Below are 13,340 nucleotides of genomic sequence, written 5' to 3'. Positions count from 1 at the left end.
TCCTTACATCGTGACGTCGATGCCAAACCATTTTTCAGAAATCTTCTTCGACGTGCCGTCGTTGTGCATGTCTTCCAGGACCTTGTCGAGCTGGGCCTTCAGTGCCGTATCGTCCTTGCGCATGCCGACACCGCTGGGGATGTCGGGATAGCCGACGTCGATGATGCGGAACGGCGCGTTGTTCTTCTTGATGAAGTACGCCGCTGTCGTCTGGGCGACGACGACGGCATCGATGCGGCCGACTTCCAGGTCCATGAAGGACGTGACGTTGTCCGAATACTGTTTCAGTTCCTTAAAGGAATCGCGCAGTTCCGGTTCGGCTTCGATGGCTTCCAGGCCGGTGCTGCCCTGCTGGGTGCCGACGATTTTGCCGGCCAGGTCGGCCTTGCCCTGGATGGGCGAGTCGTTCTTGACCAACAGGATCTGCGGGCCGTTTTCATAGGGCCGGGAGAAGAGGATGTTCTGTTCCCGTTCCGGCGTGATGGACAGGCCGTTCCAGATGGCATCGATTTTTTTGCTCTTCAGTTCCGTTTCCTTGCTGTCCCAATCGATGGGCTTGAATTCGACTTCCATGCCCAGGCGCTTGGAGGCTTCCTTGGCCATGTCGATGTCAAAGCCGACGAGCTCGCCGCTTTCATCATGGAACCCAAAAGGCGGGAAGTTGTCATCGAGGCCGATGACAATCTTATCCCTCTTGGCAGCCGTCCCCTTGTCGGCCTGTTTGTCCCCGCCGCAGCCGGCGACGAAAGTTGCTGTCAGAATTGCCGCCATACCGGCAGCTGCGTATTTTTTCCATTCCATGATTATCGCTCTCCCCTTGAGATCATCTAGGCGTACCGTTGTGTACATGCCCTATTTTACTTTATTTCGTTAAAAAGATAAAGGCTTTTGGGTATAAAAAATCGGCATGTCTCCATGCCGATTCATGCATATCGCACATAGGACAGGTCCTGTCAATGGGCGCTTTCGTCATCGTCCGTTTCATGGGCCTGCTTGATGCGGTCGATGATGCGCTGTTTGTTGCGCTTGGACAGGAACTGCAGGTGCACGGGCAGGACGGCCAGGCCGCCTTCTTCGGCTTCGCCCAGCTGGATTTCCTGCCAGTTGTCGCTGATGACGAAGATGTCCTTATACGGGAGGAAGATGAGGCTCCGCTCCTCATGGAACTGGTCGTCGTAGAATTCATGGAGCGACCGGAACTGGCGGCGGACGATGAGGCCCTTCCGGGTGACGTAGCACATGACGTCGTCCTGGCGATGGATGCGCCACAGGCAAAAGGCCAGGACGGCCCAGTTGTCGAGGTGTTCAACCAGGTGCGCTTCCCCCGTCATGAGCCAGAAGAAGTAGATGGCCACCATGAGGAAGAGGACCTTCATGAAGCCGGAAAACCATTTCGAGTTCTCATAGGCCGCCTCGACGGGACCACAGCGGAAATGCTTTTCCAGGTCTGCCTGTTTCATTTTCTCAGTTTTTTGCTCGTCTTCGGTGCCGTCTTGATGACGACGTTGCGGCCGTCCTTGACGACTTCCAGGGAGATGTCGCCGACGCCGTCCTTGAAGTAAGCCATCTTGATATCGAGGAGGATAGAGCCGACTTTTTCCTGGAGGTCGTCCGTGAAGAACTGGCGGCGGAAGTCCGAGGCGGTCTGCTTCTTAGCCGTCTTTTTGGCCTGCGGCCGGCGGACGCTCACTTCGTCGTCTTCCCAGCCCGTCGTTTCAAAGGTCGATTCTTCTTCGACGCCCTGGAACATGTCTTCGATAGAGCGATTCTTGGGAATCTTATGTTTTGCCATGACAATCACCTACTTCTTTTCCATTTTATCGGATTTTTCCGATGCTTCGTGCATACTGTTAAGGGTAATCTTATTGAAGTCTTCCGGCGTCTTGTACGTCGCTATCTTCTTGAAGCCGACCCGCAGGCGGCCGCGGTAGGCGGCTACGACCTTGTCGTCGTGGTTCATTTCGGCGATGTAGATTTCCTGTCCATCGATACCGATGAGACGGAAATTGCCGCTCGGCGAGATTTCACGCCAGCTGCTGGTCGCCCCGTCGAACATGTAGACGACGCCGGTCCGCAGGTTGTCGTAGAAGAACGTATCCGAATCGTAGAATACGGCGATGCGGCCGATGTTTTCTGCCTGGACGTGGATGCGGCGCGTGTCGTAGTTGGCGTCGGTCCGGTAGATGCGGTATTTATTGTCGCCGACCTGGAGCTTCATGTAGACGACATTGGTCGCCGTCGAATAGGCGACATCGGTGATCTTACTGTCGACCGGGGCATCTTCGATAGGCGTATCGAGTTCGCGGTCCGGATAAATCGGGTTGTACTGGGCGATGTAGACGCCGTACTTGCCGGTCTTCCTGTCGCGGCCATAGGTGGCGAAGATAGCCAGGTTGCGGTCGGGCAGCCATTCAAAGAAGGAGACCTTGCGGCCGTGGAGATTGATGCGCTGGGGATCGTTCTTCTTGCCGGCTTCGTAAATGGTGACCCTGTCGTCGACGATGGTCGCCATGAAGCGCTTGTCATAGGAATAGAAGCTGCGGCCGTTCGGTTCTGTCCCTTCGCCCATGGCTTCCTGCTGGTTCGTGCCGCCGATCTGGAAATCCGACGTCGGCGCGAACAAGACCTGGTCCAGGTAGAGATAAATAGCAGCCTGGACGGCGATGCCGGCCAGAAAGACTGCAATGAACTTTCGTAATTTCATAGCCTGCCTCCTACTTGACGACGAACGCCGTCGGAATCATGCGTTCACCTAAGAGGTCCGCCGGTTTGTTGATGACTTTGCCATTATAATACAGCGTCGAGCTCGACCCGCCATCCAGGTTGGCCGCAATGACGGCGCCTTCTTCATACATGATGTTCTGGATGTCGCGCAGTGTCGCCCCGACGGAATAGCCAGGCTGGCGGCCGTCGATGACCAGGAAGAGGACCGTGCCGTCTTTGCGCTGGCCGATGGCCGTGCGGGGACCGACGCCCCAGCCGCCGTCGCCGTGGGTGATCATCTTTTCACCGTTGACGATGAGGGCCGGCCCGAAGGAAATGCCTTCGACGACGTCCTTTTCTTTCAGTTCGGCCTTGGAGTAGTTGCCGACGATGAGGTTGCCGTCCTTGGTGAAGCCGACGAATTCATTTTCTTCCTCATCGGACGCATCCTGGCCGAGGAGATATTTGCCATCGTGGAGGATGAAACCGTAAGGCTGGCGGCCCGTACCGGTCCCGTTGGCATCATAGAAGCCGCCGGCATTGATGGCCGCTACGGCGCCGACGCGTTCGGCAATACCGCTGGTCGTGTCGCCTTTTTCATCCATATTTTCAGCCGTCGCGACCTGTACGCGGTGCGGGTCCGGGATTTCCAGGAGGAATCCCTTGAAACGGCTGGAATCAATATTCTTCAGGGTAAGTGTCGAGTCCGTCCGGGCTTTGAACTTGAACAGTTCCTGCTTCGGCGTCGAGCTGATGCCGCCCAGGATTTCGTCGATTTCTTCCTGCGAAAAAAGCCAGGTGATGTACTGGGGATGACGGCTCTTCAGGATAGCCCCGATGACGGTGCGCTTCAGGTTGTCGAAGGGGCCGAAGAGGACGACAAACGGCGATGTCAAGGCAAAGAAAATGGCGACAAAGACAAAAAACTTACCGATTTCTTTTACGTGTTTCCTCATAAGTAACCTCGAAAATAATAAAGTTAGCGTTCTTCATACTGCGGTGTCGTGACGCGCTGCTTGAAGTTTTCTATATCGACGGCATTGCCGATCCAGATGCGCTTGACCGCATAGGGGTTGTCCCCGTATTTGGCCCAGCCCGGATCCATGGTAAAGGCCAGTTTGATACCGGCTGCCTTCAACGCGTCGCCGGCGCTTTTCGTATAGCCGCCATAGGGATAGCAGAAATATTCGTTGGTAATGTCCAGCTGTTCCTTGAGTTCAGCCTGGCTCTTCTTGATTTCATCCGCAAAGGTGCGCCCTGTCATTTCCGTCGCCCGTTCATGGTGATAACTGTGGGAGGCAATGGTCAGGCCGGCAGCCTGCATTTCCTTGACCTGCTGCCAGTTCAGGCGCGTTCCCTGGTCCGTGTCATACGTCGGCACGAAGACCGTCCCGGCAAAGCCGTATTCCTTCAAAACAGGCATGACGATGCTGTACGTATCGGGATAGCCGTCGTCAAAAGTGAGGACGACCGGCCGGACTGGTACGGGCTTGTTATGCACCATATAGTCATAGAGCTGGTCCAGGGTAATGGGATGGAAGTCATTATCCTTCAGGAACTTCATCTGTTCCCGGAAGTGCGATTCCAAGAGGACCGCATCGTTATCGGGGACATCGCCTATCATGTGATACATCAGGACCGGGATACCCTGCTTGGGCACGGCCATTTCCACCTGCGCCTGCGGTGCCTTGTCGGCCTTGGCCGTATCGCCGCTCTGCGTCGGCGTGCAGCCGACCAGCAGGAAGCAGCACAGGATGGCCAGGCAGGCCAGTTTCCATATACGCAAATTGTACAGCCCCTCTCGTTAAGATTCTTCGTTGTCCCGCAAGGTCACAACGGGCAGCTCATCGTAATGGCCAGCCAGGAACAGGCGGATGTACCGTTCGGCATCATCGCGGACGGCCTTGTCGGCTTCGACGGAATGGAAGCAGACGCTGGGCGTGAGCAGGAATTCCGGCCGGGCGATCATCTTGAGCAGCATCGGGCTCGGATGTTCCATGGACAATACGTCGAGGGCGGCACTGCGGATATGGCCGTCGTCGACAGCATGATAAAGAGCCGCTTCGTCCGCCAGGCCGCCGCGGCAGCAGTTGACGAACATGGAGCCTTCCTTCATTTCCTCGAACTGTTCGTCCTGGAATATGTAGCGTGTCGTTTCGTTGAGCGGCATGTGAAGTGATACGACGTCGCTGGTCTGGAGAAGTTTGTCGAAGTCGACGGGACGGACGCTGCGTTCCATCATGACCTTTTCGCTGACAAACGGATCATAAGCCTGGATCTTGCATCCAAAAGCCTGGAGACGGGCGGCGACGGCACGACCGACATGGCCAAACCCGACGAGGCCGATGAGATTGCTGCTGACACGGTGGATAGGCCAGGGAACGGACCCGTATTCCCAACGGCTGTTGGTGCGGATATCGCTCTGGTACTCCGGCAGCTGGCGGATGAGGGCCAGGATCATGGCACACGTATGGTCGGCAATATCGTCGACACAGTACGACGTATTGTTGATGACCATGACACCCTTTTCCCGGGCAGCCGCCAAGTCGACATTATCCGACCGCGTCGATAAGACGACGATCAATTTCAGATCGTCCAATTCTTCCAGAAGGGATGCCGTAATCGGTTCGGACTTACAGATGATGACATCTGCATCTTCGAGCCTGTCGGCCAATTCTTCTTCATCTCCGGGAGGACAATATTCAACGCGCGCTACATCGCGCAGTCTCTCTCCAAAATCATCTTCATCCTGACGTCCTGTCAAAACACTTATGTGATACATTATCACTGCCCCTTTTCTATAAACAAAAGATTTAGACATAAAGATACACTTAATTATATACCATATAAAAGTCAATTAGCAAGTCCCTGTGCCGTCCTTGACGGAGTTGTGAAAACTCTGCTATAATAGTTTCGTTATGGAAAGGTGTCCGAGTGGTTTAAGGAGCTAGTCTTGAAAACTAGTGATGCGGCAACGCACCGTGGGTTCGAATCCCACCCTTTCCGCCAATTTCCAAAAAGCCCTGTCGCGTAGGTGACAGGGCTTTTTGAGTGGTTAGCAGCTTAGTGGCTAGGAATTAGCAAAGGCCCCCAATCGGGGCCTTTTTATGATTTACAATCTGTAGGGGCTTGCACGTGGCAAGCCCGATTCAGGATATGTGCGATTATCCAATTAGTTTTTTAGAGAACCGTTCAAATGTCCGGCAGGGCGCACTCTGGGCGCCCTCTACTATTTCTTATGGAAAAAGTGTGGCGAATCGCCCCATTGTCCCAGGCCGATGGTGTCGCCTACGGAGGCTACGCGGGCGCTGAGGCAGTTCTTGCACTGGTCCGGTACTTCGTCGACACAGGGTTTGTTGTCGTATAAGAGGTACTGTGGGCGATATTTGGGGACCGTGACGATGGGCATGAGGACGTTGGCCCCGGCTTTGAGGCCCAGTTCCCGTCCCAGGGGATGGAGGGCCTGGAGGGCCGTCGTAGCGGCGATGTTGACGTCGGGCAGGAAGAGGCGCGTGACGGCAATCATCTTGAGGCCCAGTTCCAGGCGCCGTTTCTTTTCTTCGGCACTGTCCATACCGGCAGCCATGACGTCTTTGCCGACCGGTGTATTGTGATGGACGACGTAGGGACCCATGCCGATCATGTCGATGTCCATGTCCCGGTAAAAGAGGATGTCATCGGCCAAATCGCCCAGGGTCTGGCCGGGCAGGCCAATCATGTCCCCTGTCCCGACCTGGTAGCCGATGCGGCGCAGGCTGTCCAGGCAGTCCTTGCGGACCTGCCAGCGGTGATGGCCGTCCTGGGGATGGAGCGTCGCGTAGAGGTCGGGGTTGCTCGTTTCGATGCGCAGGAGATAGCGGTGGGCGCCGGCGTCGAACCAGCGGCGGTACGTTTCTTCCGTCTGTTCACCGACGCAGAGGGTCAGGCCCAGTTCGCCGTGGCTCAAGGCCTTGATGTCGCGGACTAGGCCTTCGACGTAGTCGATGAACTCTTCATCCTGCCGTTCGCCGGACTGGAGGGTCAGGGAGCCGTAGCGGTTCTCCCAGGCCCAGCGGGCCATGGCCAGGATGTCTTCGCGCGGCGTATCGAAGCGTTCTACTTCGTCATTGCTCTTGCGGATGCCGCAGTATTTGCAGTCTTTGATACAGTAATTGGAAAATTCGACGAGGCCCCGGTAATAGACGACGCGTCCCACACCGGCGGCCTTGACGGCATAAGCCGCATCATAAAGCGCCTGGAGTTCATCAGGATCGGTAATCGAGAGCAGCGCGATCAAATCGTCGCGGGTTTTCGGTTGTGGAATAGTCATAGACGGAACTCCTTTCAGATGGCCTGCTATTCGTTGGCCCAATGAATCTTTTCAAAGAAAAGGAAGATGAGGCTCATGACCATGGCGACGACCGTAGCCAGGCCCATGCCCTTGAGCTGGACCGGACCGAGGACGATAGTCGCCCCGCTGAGGCCGGAAATCATGGTGACAGCCGTGAGGATGAGGTTCTTCGAGCGCGTATAATCGACTTTCTTTTCGACGAGCATACGCAGGCCTGAAGCGGCGATGAAGCCGAACAGGAGAATGCAGACACCGCCCATGACCGGCGTCGGGATGGCGTGGATGAGGGCTGCGATCTTGCCGACGAAGGAAAAGAGGATGGCAAAGACAGCAGCGCCGCCGATGACCCACGTACTGTATACGCCGGTAATGGCCATGACGCCCATGTTTTCACCATACGTCGTATTCGGCGTCGAACCGACCAGGCCGGACAGGACGTTGGACAAGCCGTCGGCAAAGAGCGACCGGTGCAGGCCCGGGTCCTTGATGAGGTCGCGGCCGACGATATCGCTGGTGACGAAGAGATGGCCCAGGTGTTCGGCCAGGACGACGAACAGGGCCGGCATGATCATCATGATAGCGCTGAGATTGAATTCCGGCTTATAGAAGGTCGGAAAGGCGACCCATGGCATTTCCTGGACATGGGTCCAATCGACGACGCCCATGAAGAACGACAGGATATAGCCGGCAATGACGCCGATGAGGATGGGGATGATGCCGATGAAGCCCCGGCCGAGGACGGTGGCCAGGATGGTGACGACCAGGGTGAACGTCGAAATGATCATGGCCGTTTCATTGGACATGCCCTGGACTTCGCCCATATAACCGGACATATTCATGGCCAGCGGCGCCAGTTCCAGGCCGATGATGGCTACGATGGAGCCCATGGCAGCCGGCGGGAAGAGGACGTCGATCCACTTGGTGCCGACCTTGTCGACAATGGCCGCCAGGATCATGAAGGACAGGCCGAAGACGATGAAGCCCCCCTGGGCGTCGCCATAGGACATGCCCGGTGTCGCGCAGACAGCCAGGACCGGCGAAATGAAGGCGAAACTCGAACCGAGGTAGGCCGGCAGGCGCCATTTACAAATGGTCAGATAAATGAGCGTACCGACGCCGTTCATGAACAGGGCCGTCGCCGGGTCGACGTGGAGCAGGAACGGGACCAGGACCGTCGAGCCGAACATGGCAAAGAGATGCTGTAAACTCAGGGGAATCGTCGGCAAGATAGGCAGCCGTTCTTCCACATGTATAATTCTTCGTTGTTCCATAAAATCAAAATCCTCCTAAATTCAATGCCCCATAAAGGGCGGACGCAAAGCCTGCCGGGCCTGCTGGGCACTCAAGTCCTGCGCCTTGGCCGCGGCCATGTAATTATCATAGCTGACGCGCAGCAGGAGCGACGCAGAAATCAGGTTCAAAATAAGGGATGACCCGCCGTAACTGATGAAGGGCAGCGGGACACCGACGACGGGAAACAGGTCCGTAACCATAGCCATGTTGACCAGGCCCTGGCCGCCGAGAGAAAAGGTAATTCCCATGGCCAGGAACATGCCGAACCGGTCCTGACAGGAGCCTGCCGCCTGGACGCCAAAATAAATCAGGGCGAAAAACAGGAATAAGACCAGGACACCGCCCAAAAAGCCCCATTCCTGGCAAAGGATAGCATAAGCGAAGTCCGTATGGGCTTCGGGCAGGTAACTGAACTTGCTGATGCCCGTCCCCATGCCCTGGCCCCAGACGCCGCCGGAACCGATGGCGATGAGGCTCTGGGTTATCTGATAGCCGATGGTCTTCTTGTAGTCCTCAGGGTATATCCAGGCCCGGATGCGGTCTTTCTGGTAATCATGACCAAAGAAATAAAAAGCCAGGACGCCGATAACGATTGCCGCAAGGGTCCACAGGCCGATTTTCTTATACGACCAGTGCCGGTCATAGAGTGGGATGCCGCTGCAAAAGAGCATGAACGCCGACGGCACAAAGAGCACGATAGCCGTGCCGGCATCAGGCTGAATCAAGATAATAGCAGAGAGGAAGAGAGCCGGCAAGAGGCAGAGCAGACCATAGCTCTTGAAGAGCTTCTTCTTTGCCAATAATGACGGCGCCAAGTGCTCGATGCGCCATTTTTTAGTGAATCGTTCGACGACAGTCTGCTGGTCACCGTGACATTCCCAAAAGAAAGTCAGCGCCGCAGCCGTGCAAATGATGGCTGCCAGCTTAGCAAATTCCGACGGCTGGAAAGACACGGCCCCATAGCCCAGCCAGCGCTGAGCACCGTTGACGGTGATGCCGATGGCCTTGACGGCAAAGAGCAGCACGGCGCTGATCAGGACCAGCGTACCGCACCAGCGGCGCAGCCACGGATAGCCCAGGTGCCAGACGCCGGCAGACGCCAGCAGGCCCATCACCAGGAAGCCCAATTGTTTCAAGAGATAACCATAGACCGTACTGCCGCCATCGAGGACAAAGGTCGAGCTGAGGATATTTTCCATGCCGATGACGACAAGGCACGAAAAGATACCCACCAGCCAGAGGACGTTAGTCCTCCGGCGCCGGGTCCGGACGGTCAGTCTGGGTTTTAACATGAGCAATCACTTCCTTGGGACGCGTAGCGACACAACGGAAAATGGGCTGTCCCTTGGCGCTGAACTTCGCTTCATATTCCGTCATGGCTTCATTCAAAATCGGGCTGTTATGCAGATCATAAGTCACTTCCGACAAGGGCCAGCCACATTCGCGGAACTCGTCGAGGGTGAAATCGAAGAGACCGGCATTATCGGACTTGAAGTAAATCTGGCCATTTTCCCGCAGGAGCCGTGCGTAGCGGTCGAGGAAACCGCGGTACGTCAGGCGCCGTTTGGCATGGCGCTTCTTGGGCCAGGGATCGCAGAAGTTGATGAAGAAGCGGTCCACTTCCCCTGGGGCAAAAATATCTTCCAGGCGGGCTACGTCAAAGCGCAGGAGCTGGACATTGTCCACTTCGGCAGCGGCGCACTTCTTGCCGGCATAATAGAGGACGCCGACCTGGATCTCGATGCCGATGAAATTGACATCCTTGTGGATCTGGGCCATCTGGGAAATGAAATTCCCCTTCCCCGTCCCCAATTCGACCCACAGCGGCGCATCGGGATTCTTAAAGAGGGAACGCCATTTTCCCTTATAGCTTTCGCAGCTTTCCAGATGGAGAAAATCACTATAATCCTTGATAGCCTCGTCAATCCACGGTTTTCTTCGTAAACGCATTATACCTCCTATGTAAAAAACGATTCATCGTACAAGAACCCTTCAGACCTGCTGTACAAGCCGAAGGGTTCCATGACTAACTTTTTCAGACTTATTTAATTATAAAAAATGTCGGCGCCGGTGTCAATCTTTTAATGGCAGCCAGCCATCAATGGCCGTAATGCCCAGGCCCGGTGCGTCGGGGACGACGAGGTGGTCTTTGTCATAGGTGATGCCGCCCCGGACGGGGTCGGCGGCCATGAGGTCGGCGGCGTCGAGGTCGTTCTTGGTGATGACGGCCTTGCCGGCAGACAGGGCCGCGGCGGCGGTGATGCCGACTTTGCTTTCCAGCATACAGCCCATCATGCAGGCGACGCCGGCGGCGTCGGCCATGGCGGCGATCTGGGCAGCCGGGGCCAGGCCGCCGGCCTTCATGAGTTTGATGTTGATGAGGTCACAGGCCCGCATGGCCAGGAGGCGGAAGACGTCGCGCGGGCTGAAGGCCGATTCGTCGGCCATGATGTCCGTCGCGACGTGGTCCGTGACCTGTTTCAGGCCGTCGAAGTCAGCGGCTGCCACGGGCTGTTCGACCAGTTCGATAGCGAGGCCGGCGTCTTCCATGCGGCCGATGAGGCGGATGGCTTCTTTCGGCTTCCAGCCCTGGTTGGCGTCGAGGCGGATAGTGACGTCCGGCCCGACGGCCTTGCGGATGGCGGCGACGCGCTGGAAGTCCATGGCCGGGTCGATGCCGACTTTCAGTTTCAAGTGGCTGTAGCCGCGAGAAACGGCCTGGACGGCGTCGGAAGCCATCGTGTCCGGCGCGTTGACGCTGATGGTGAGGTCCGAGGCGATGCGCGTCTTGCGGCCGCCGAAGAAGCGGTACAAGGGCAGGCCGTAACGCTGGCCGAAGAGGTCGTGGACGGCCATGTCCAGGGCGGCCTTGGCCGACGTGTTGTGGACCATAGATTGATGGATCGTGTCGAGGATATCTTCGCGGTCGTCGATATCCCGGCCGATGAGTTTCGGCCCGATGGTATATTTAATGGCAGCGGCGACCGATTGGTGACTGTCACCGGTGATGACGACCGTCGCCGGTGCGTTGCCGTAGCCCGTGTGGCCGTCGTCGGTATGGACCTTGACGACCAGGTCTTCGGCGACGTCGACGCGGCGCAGGGCCGTGATGAACGGCGTCTTCAAGGGAATGGCGATCTTCCCGATTTCAATAGCTGTAATCTTCATGATAATTCCTACGGTAAAATATCTAAAATCTCTTCGACTGAATCGACGATGTAGCGGACGTGCTCCTTCTGGAACATGGGCTTGGCCGCCGGCCCGTCGATGCCGGTCAGGGTCCCAATCATGGTGGCTCCCATGGCCCGGGCGCACCAGACGTCGGCCAGGGAGTCGCCGACGACGTAGTAGATGCCCTTCTTGAAGTCGTCGGGATGGCTGACGTAATCGAGGTAATGTTTCTTATTCTTGCCGAAAGCCCCGAGGTAATAAGCAAAGGGGTTGGGCTTGTCCAGGGACATGTGCAGCATGGCTTCGGCTTCTTCGATGTCGCTATAGGTCGCAACGTAGTGTTCGTCGAATTCGTCGAGCCAGCCATAGGTCCGGAAGGGAATCTCCATTTCCATTTTCGACCGGCCCGTGGCGATGGCAATCTGATAGCCCCGTTTCTTCAATTCCCGGAACATGTTGCGGATGCCGTCAACAGTCCCCAGTGGTTCTTCCCGCGTCAAAAAGCCCGGTTTCCCCGGTGCATAAGGTTTCTTGCCATACGTCTGTTCATAGAGCTCGTCGCCGAAATACCAGTCCTGGAAGGCCTCGAATTCCAGCTGCCACAAGGGCGAATCGAGGGGCGTCCACTGCTTGGAGCCCGGTCCCAGGGACGACTGGACGGCATTGGCCAGATAGGTAAAGACTTCGTCCTTGCCGGCCCGTTCGGGGATGACATTGCTCAGGCGGCGATAGACGTCGTCGGCCGTCGGTACGGGATAGCCCCGCAGGAGAGAGCCCAGGTACTGGATATCGTCGATTTTCTTCAGGCTCCCTTCCAGACCGCCGTGGTCGGCGACATACTTTTCCAGCATGAGCCACAAGGTGACGACGATGTGGGCGTGGACCATGTCCCAGTTGCTGTTGACGCCGTGTTTCTTGAGCCACAATAAGATATCGTCGTTCCTCCAGAAGCGGGCCCGCAGGGCGGCGATGGTATCATCGTCAAGGTCGGCCGTGATCCGTTCCGGTTTGAGGTGCATGTAGCGCGGGCTGTAATACCATTCCCAGACTACCAGGCCGATACGTCGAAATAGCGTTTTTCACTGAGCAAGACGCCATCGACGTCAAAAATCACTTTCTTCATCGCGCCTTCCTCCTCTTGCTTAAAATGTCTTGTCCAAATGGCCGACAGTCTTCTTATTGCCCTTGACATGGGACCGTTCTTCCAGGACCTTCATGACATCGTTGACGGTGACGCCCGTGTCCTCCCAGAGGACGGACAGGTGATACAAGAGGTCGGCCGATTCCTTGCAGACTTCCAGGCGCAGGTTGTCGGCGGCTTCCGACGTATCCTTGACGACGGGGTCGGCGTTCTTGGCGGCGATGATGACTTCCGACGATTCTTCGCCGATTTTCTTGCAGATCTTGTCGATGCCCGTCTGCAGGAGGTAAGCCGTGTAGGATTTTTCTGTCGGATGGATGCGTTTTTCCTTGATTTCTTCGCGCAGGTCCGACAGCATGGACAAGTTGCCCGTATAGGTCTTTTCCCATTCCGTCATGGACCGGAAGAAACACGATTTGTGGCCTGTATGGCAGGCGGCGCCGACCTGGTCGACGGTCAGGAGGATCGTGTCGGCATCGCAGTCGACGGCGATGGAGCGGATGTGCTGGAAATGTCCCGACGTTTCGCCTTTATGCCACAATTCCTGGCGGCTGCGGCTGTAATACCAGGCATCGCCACTTTCGACGGTGCGCTTCAGGGCTTCGGCGTTCATATAGGCCACCATGAGGACCTTGCCGCTGCATCCTTCCTGGACGACGGCCGGCACGAGGCCCTTTTCATCAAATTTAATGTCTTTCATCG

At 56.6% G+C, this 13,340-nt stretch carries 14 protein-coding genes and 1 tRNA gene; 1 reads left to right on the top strand and 14 read right to left on the bottom strand.

Features of this window, described 5'->3' with window-relative positions; all coding sequences use genetic code 11:
- Window positions 1-3: 3 nt before the first annotated feature.
- The 7 genes from NM10_RS02090 to NM10_RS02060 form a co-directional block, all read right to left on the bottom strand.
- Window positions 4-801 carry an amino acid ABC transporter substrate-binding protein gene (locus tag NM10_RS02090; protein WP_020309968.1) on the bottom strand — a complete coding sequence of 266 codons (798 nt, stop codon included), beginning with the start codon at window positions 799-801 and terminating at the stop codon, window positions 4-6.
- 152 nt (window positions 802-953) lie between these two features.
- A complete protein-coding gene (locus NM10_RS02085) occupies window positions 954-1,460 on the bottom strand; it encodes a hypothetical protein (protein WP_020309967.1) in 507 nt (168 codons plus the stop codon).
- On the bottom strand, window positions 1,457-1,792 hold the full coding sequence (locus NM10_RS02080; RefSeq protein ID WP_192813534.1) for a hypothetical protein: 336 nt from the start codon (window positions 1,790-1,792) through the stop codon (window positions 1,457-1,459). The genes NM10_RS02085 and NM10_RS02080 overlap by 4 nt, the downstream gene beginning before the upstream one ends.
- 9 nt (window positions 1,793-1,801) lie before the next feature.
- Entirely contained in the window at window positions 1,802-2,704 is a 903-nt protein-coding gene (locus tag NM10_RS02075) for a hypothetical protein (RefSeq protein ID WP_020309965.1), read from the bottom strand.
- A gap of 10 nt (window positions 2,705-2,714) precedes the next feature.
- Window positions 2,715-3,659, bottom strand: coding sequence for a phosphodiester glycosidase family protein (locus NM10_RS02070; protein ID WP_020309964.1), 945 nt, complete (start codon window positions 3,657-3,659; stop codon window positions 2,715-2,717).
- Window positions 3,660-3,682: 23 nt separating this feature from the next.
- Window positions 3,683-4,489: a polysaccharide deacetylase family protein gene (locus NM10_RS02065; protein ID WP_020309963.1), complete on the bottom strand. Its 807-nt coding sequence runs from the start codon at window positions 4,487-4,489 to the stop codon at window positions 3,683-3,685.
- An 18-nt stretch (window positions 4,490-4,507) separates the two neighbouring features.
- Entirely contained in the window at window positions 4,508-5,485 is a 978-nt protein-coding gene (locus NM10_RS02060) for a C-terminal binding protein (RefSeq protein ID WP_036201227.1), read from the bottom strand.
- 138 nt (window positions 5,486-5,623) lie between these two features.
- On the opposite strand from NM10_RS02060, the gene NM10_RS02055 reads away from it, so the two are divergent.
- Window positions 5,624-5,712: transfer RNA gene (locus tag NM10_RS02055), tRNA-Ser, on the top strand.
- 220 nt (window positions 5,713-5,932) lie between these two features.
- Here NM10_RS02055 and hydE read toward each other — a convergent pair.
- From hydE to hisIE, 7 genes are all read right to left on the bottom strand, one after another.
- The gene (hydE, locus tag NM10_RS02050; protein ID WP_020309961.1) at window positions 5,933-7,012 is read right to left on the bottom strand and encodes a [FeFe] hydrogenase H-cluster radical SAM maturase HydE; all 1,080 of its coding nucleotides are present in this window, start codon (window positions 7,010-7,012) and stop codon (window positions 5,933-5,935) included.
- A 26-nt stretch (window positions 7,013-7,038) separates the two neighbouring features.
- Window positions 7,039-8,304, bottom strand: coding sequence for a uracil permease (gene uraA / locus NM10_RS02045; protein WP_036201230.1), 1,266 nt, complete (start codon window positions 8,302-8,304; stop codon window positions 7,039-7,041).
- A 21-nt stretch (window positions 8,305-8,325) separates the two neighbouring features.
- Window positions 8,326-9,618, bottom strand: coding sequence for an FtsW/RodA/SpoVE family cell cycle protein (locus NM10_RS02040; RefSeq protein ID WP_020724114.1), 1,293 nt, complete (start codon window positions 9,616-9,618; stop codon window positions 8,326-8,328).
- Window positions 9,572-10,276, bottom strand: coding sequence for a tRNA (guanosine(46)-N7)-methyltransferase TrmB (gene trmB / locus NM10_RS02035; RefSeq protein WP_020309958.1), 705 nt, complete (start codon window positions 10,274-10,276; stop codon window positions 9,572-9,574). Before trmB ends, NM10_RS02040 begins: the two co-directional genes overlap by 47 nt.
- Window positions 10,277-10,399: 123 nt before the next feature.
- Complete coding sequence (locus NM10_RS02030; RefSeq protein ID WP_020309957.1) at window positions 10,400-11,494, bottom strand: mandelate racemase/muconate lactonizing enzyme family protein; 1,095 nt, start codon at window positions 11,492-11,494, stop codon at window positions 10,400-10,402.
- A gap of 8 nt (window positions 11,495-11,502) precedes the next feature.
- Window positions 11,503-12,516: an HAD family hydrolase gene (locus NM10_RS02025; RefSeq protein ID WP_020309956.1), complete on the bottom strand. Its 1,014-nt coding sequence runs from the start codon at window positions 12,514-12,516 to the stop codon at window positions 11,503-11,505.
- Between the two features lie 123 nt (window positions 12,517-12,639).
- Complete coding sequence (gene hisIE, locus NM10_RS02020) at window positions 12,640-13,338, bottom strand: bifunctional phosphoribosyl-AMP cyclohydrolase/phosphoribosyl-ATP diphosphatase HisIE (protein ID WP_239639562.1); 699 nt, start codon at window positions 13,336-13,338, stop codon at window positions 12,640-12,642.
- Between the last annotated feature and the right edge of the window lie 2 nt (window positions 13,339-13,340).

The sequence above is a fragment of the Megasphaera sp. NM10 genome (assembly GCF_000417505.1).
Classification (GTDB): domain Bacteria; phylum Bacillota; class Negativicutes; order Veillonellales; family Megasphaeraceae; genus Megasphaera; species Megasphaera intestinihominis.
This window is presented reverse-complemented; position numbering and strand designations above follow the sequence as displayed.

What these genes read in the sequence shown, in the direction of transcription:
- NM10_RS02085 (WP_020309967.1), bottom strand. Translation starts at nt 1,460, where the DNA reads ATGAAACAGGCAGACCTGGAAAAGCATTTCCGCTGTGGTCCCGTCGAG.
- NM10_RS02030 (WP_020309957.1), bottom strand. Translation starts at nt 11,494, where the DNA reads ATGAAGATTACAGCTATTGAAATCGGGAAGATCGCCATTCCCTTGAAG.
- trmB (WP_020309958.1), bottom strand. Translation starts at nt 10,276, where the DNA reads ATGCGTTTACGAAGAAAACCGTGGATTGACGAGGCTATCAAGGATTAT.
- NM10_RS02040 (WP_020724114.1), bottom strand. Translation starts at nt 9,618, where the DNA reads ATGTTAAAACCCAGACTGACCGTCCGGACCCGGCGCCGGAGGACTAAC.
- NM10_RS02025 (WP_020309956.1), bottom strand. Translation starts at nt 12,516, where the DNA reads ATGCACCTCAAACCGGAACGGATCACGGCCGACCTTGACGATGATACC.
- hydE (WP_020309961.1), bottom strand. Translation starts at nt 7,012, where the DNA reads ATGACTATTCCACAACCGAAAACCCGCGACGATTTGATCGCGCTGCTC.
- hisIE (WP_239639562.1), bottom strand. Translation starts at nt 13,338, where the DNA reads ATGAAAGACATTAAATTTGATGAAAAGGGCCTCGTGCCGGCCGTCGTC.
- NM10_RS02070 (WP_020309964.1), bottom strand. Translation starts at nt 3,659, where the DNA reads ATGAGGAAACACGTAAAAGAAATCGGTAAGTTTTTTGTCTTTGTCGCC.
- NM10_RS02080 (WP_192813534.1), bottom strand. Translation starts at nt 1,792, where the DNA reads ATGGCAAAACATAAGATTCCCAAGAATCGCTCTATCGAAGACATGTTC.
- NM10_RS02090 (WP_020309968.1), bottom strand. Translation starts at nt 801, where the DNA reads ATGGAATGGAAAAAATACGCAGCTGCCGGTATGGCGGCAATTCTGACA.
- NM10_RS02075 (WP_020309965.1), bottom strand. Translation starts at nt 2,704, where the DNA reads ATGAAATTACGAAAGTTCATTGCAGTCTTTCTGGCCGGCATCGCCGTC.
- NM10_RS02060 (WP_036201227.1), bottom strand. Translation starts at nt 5,485, where the DNA reads ATGTATCACATAAGTGTTTTGACAGGACGTCAGGATGAAGATGATTTT.
- uraA (WP_036201230.1), bottom strand. Translation starts at nt 8,304, where the DNA reads ATGGAACAACGAAGAATTATACATGTGGAAGAACGGCTGCCTATCTTG.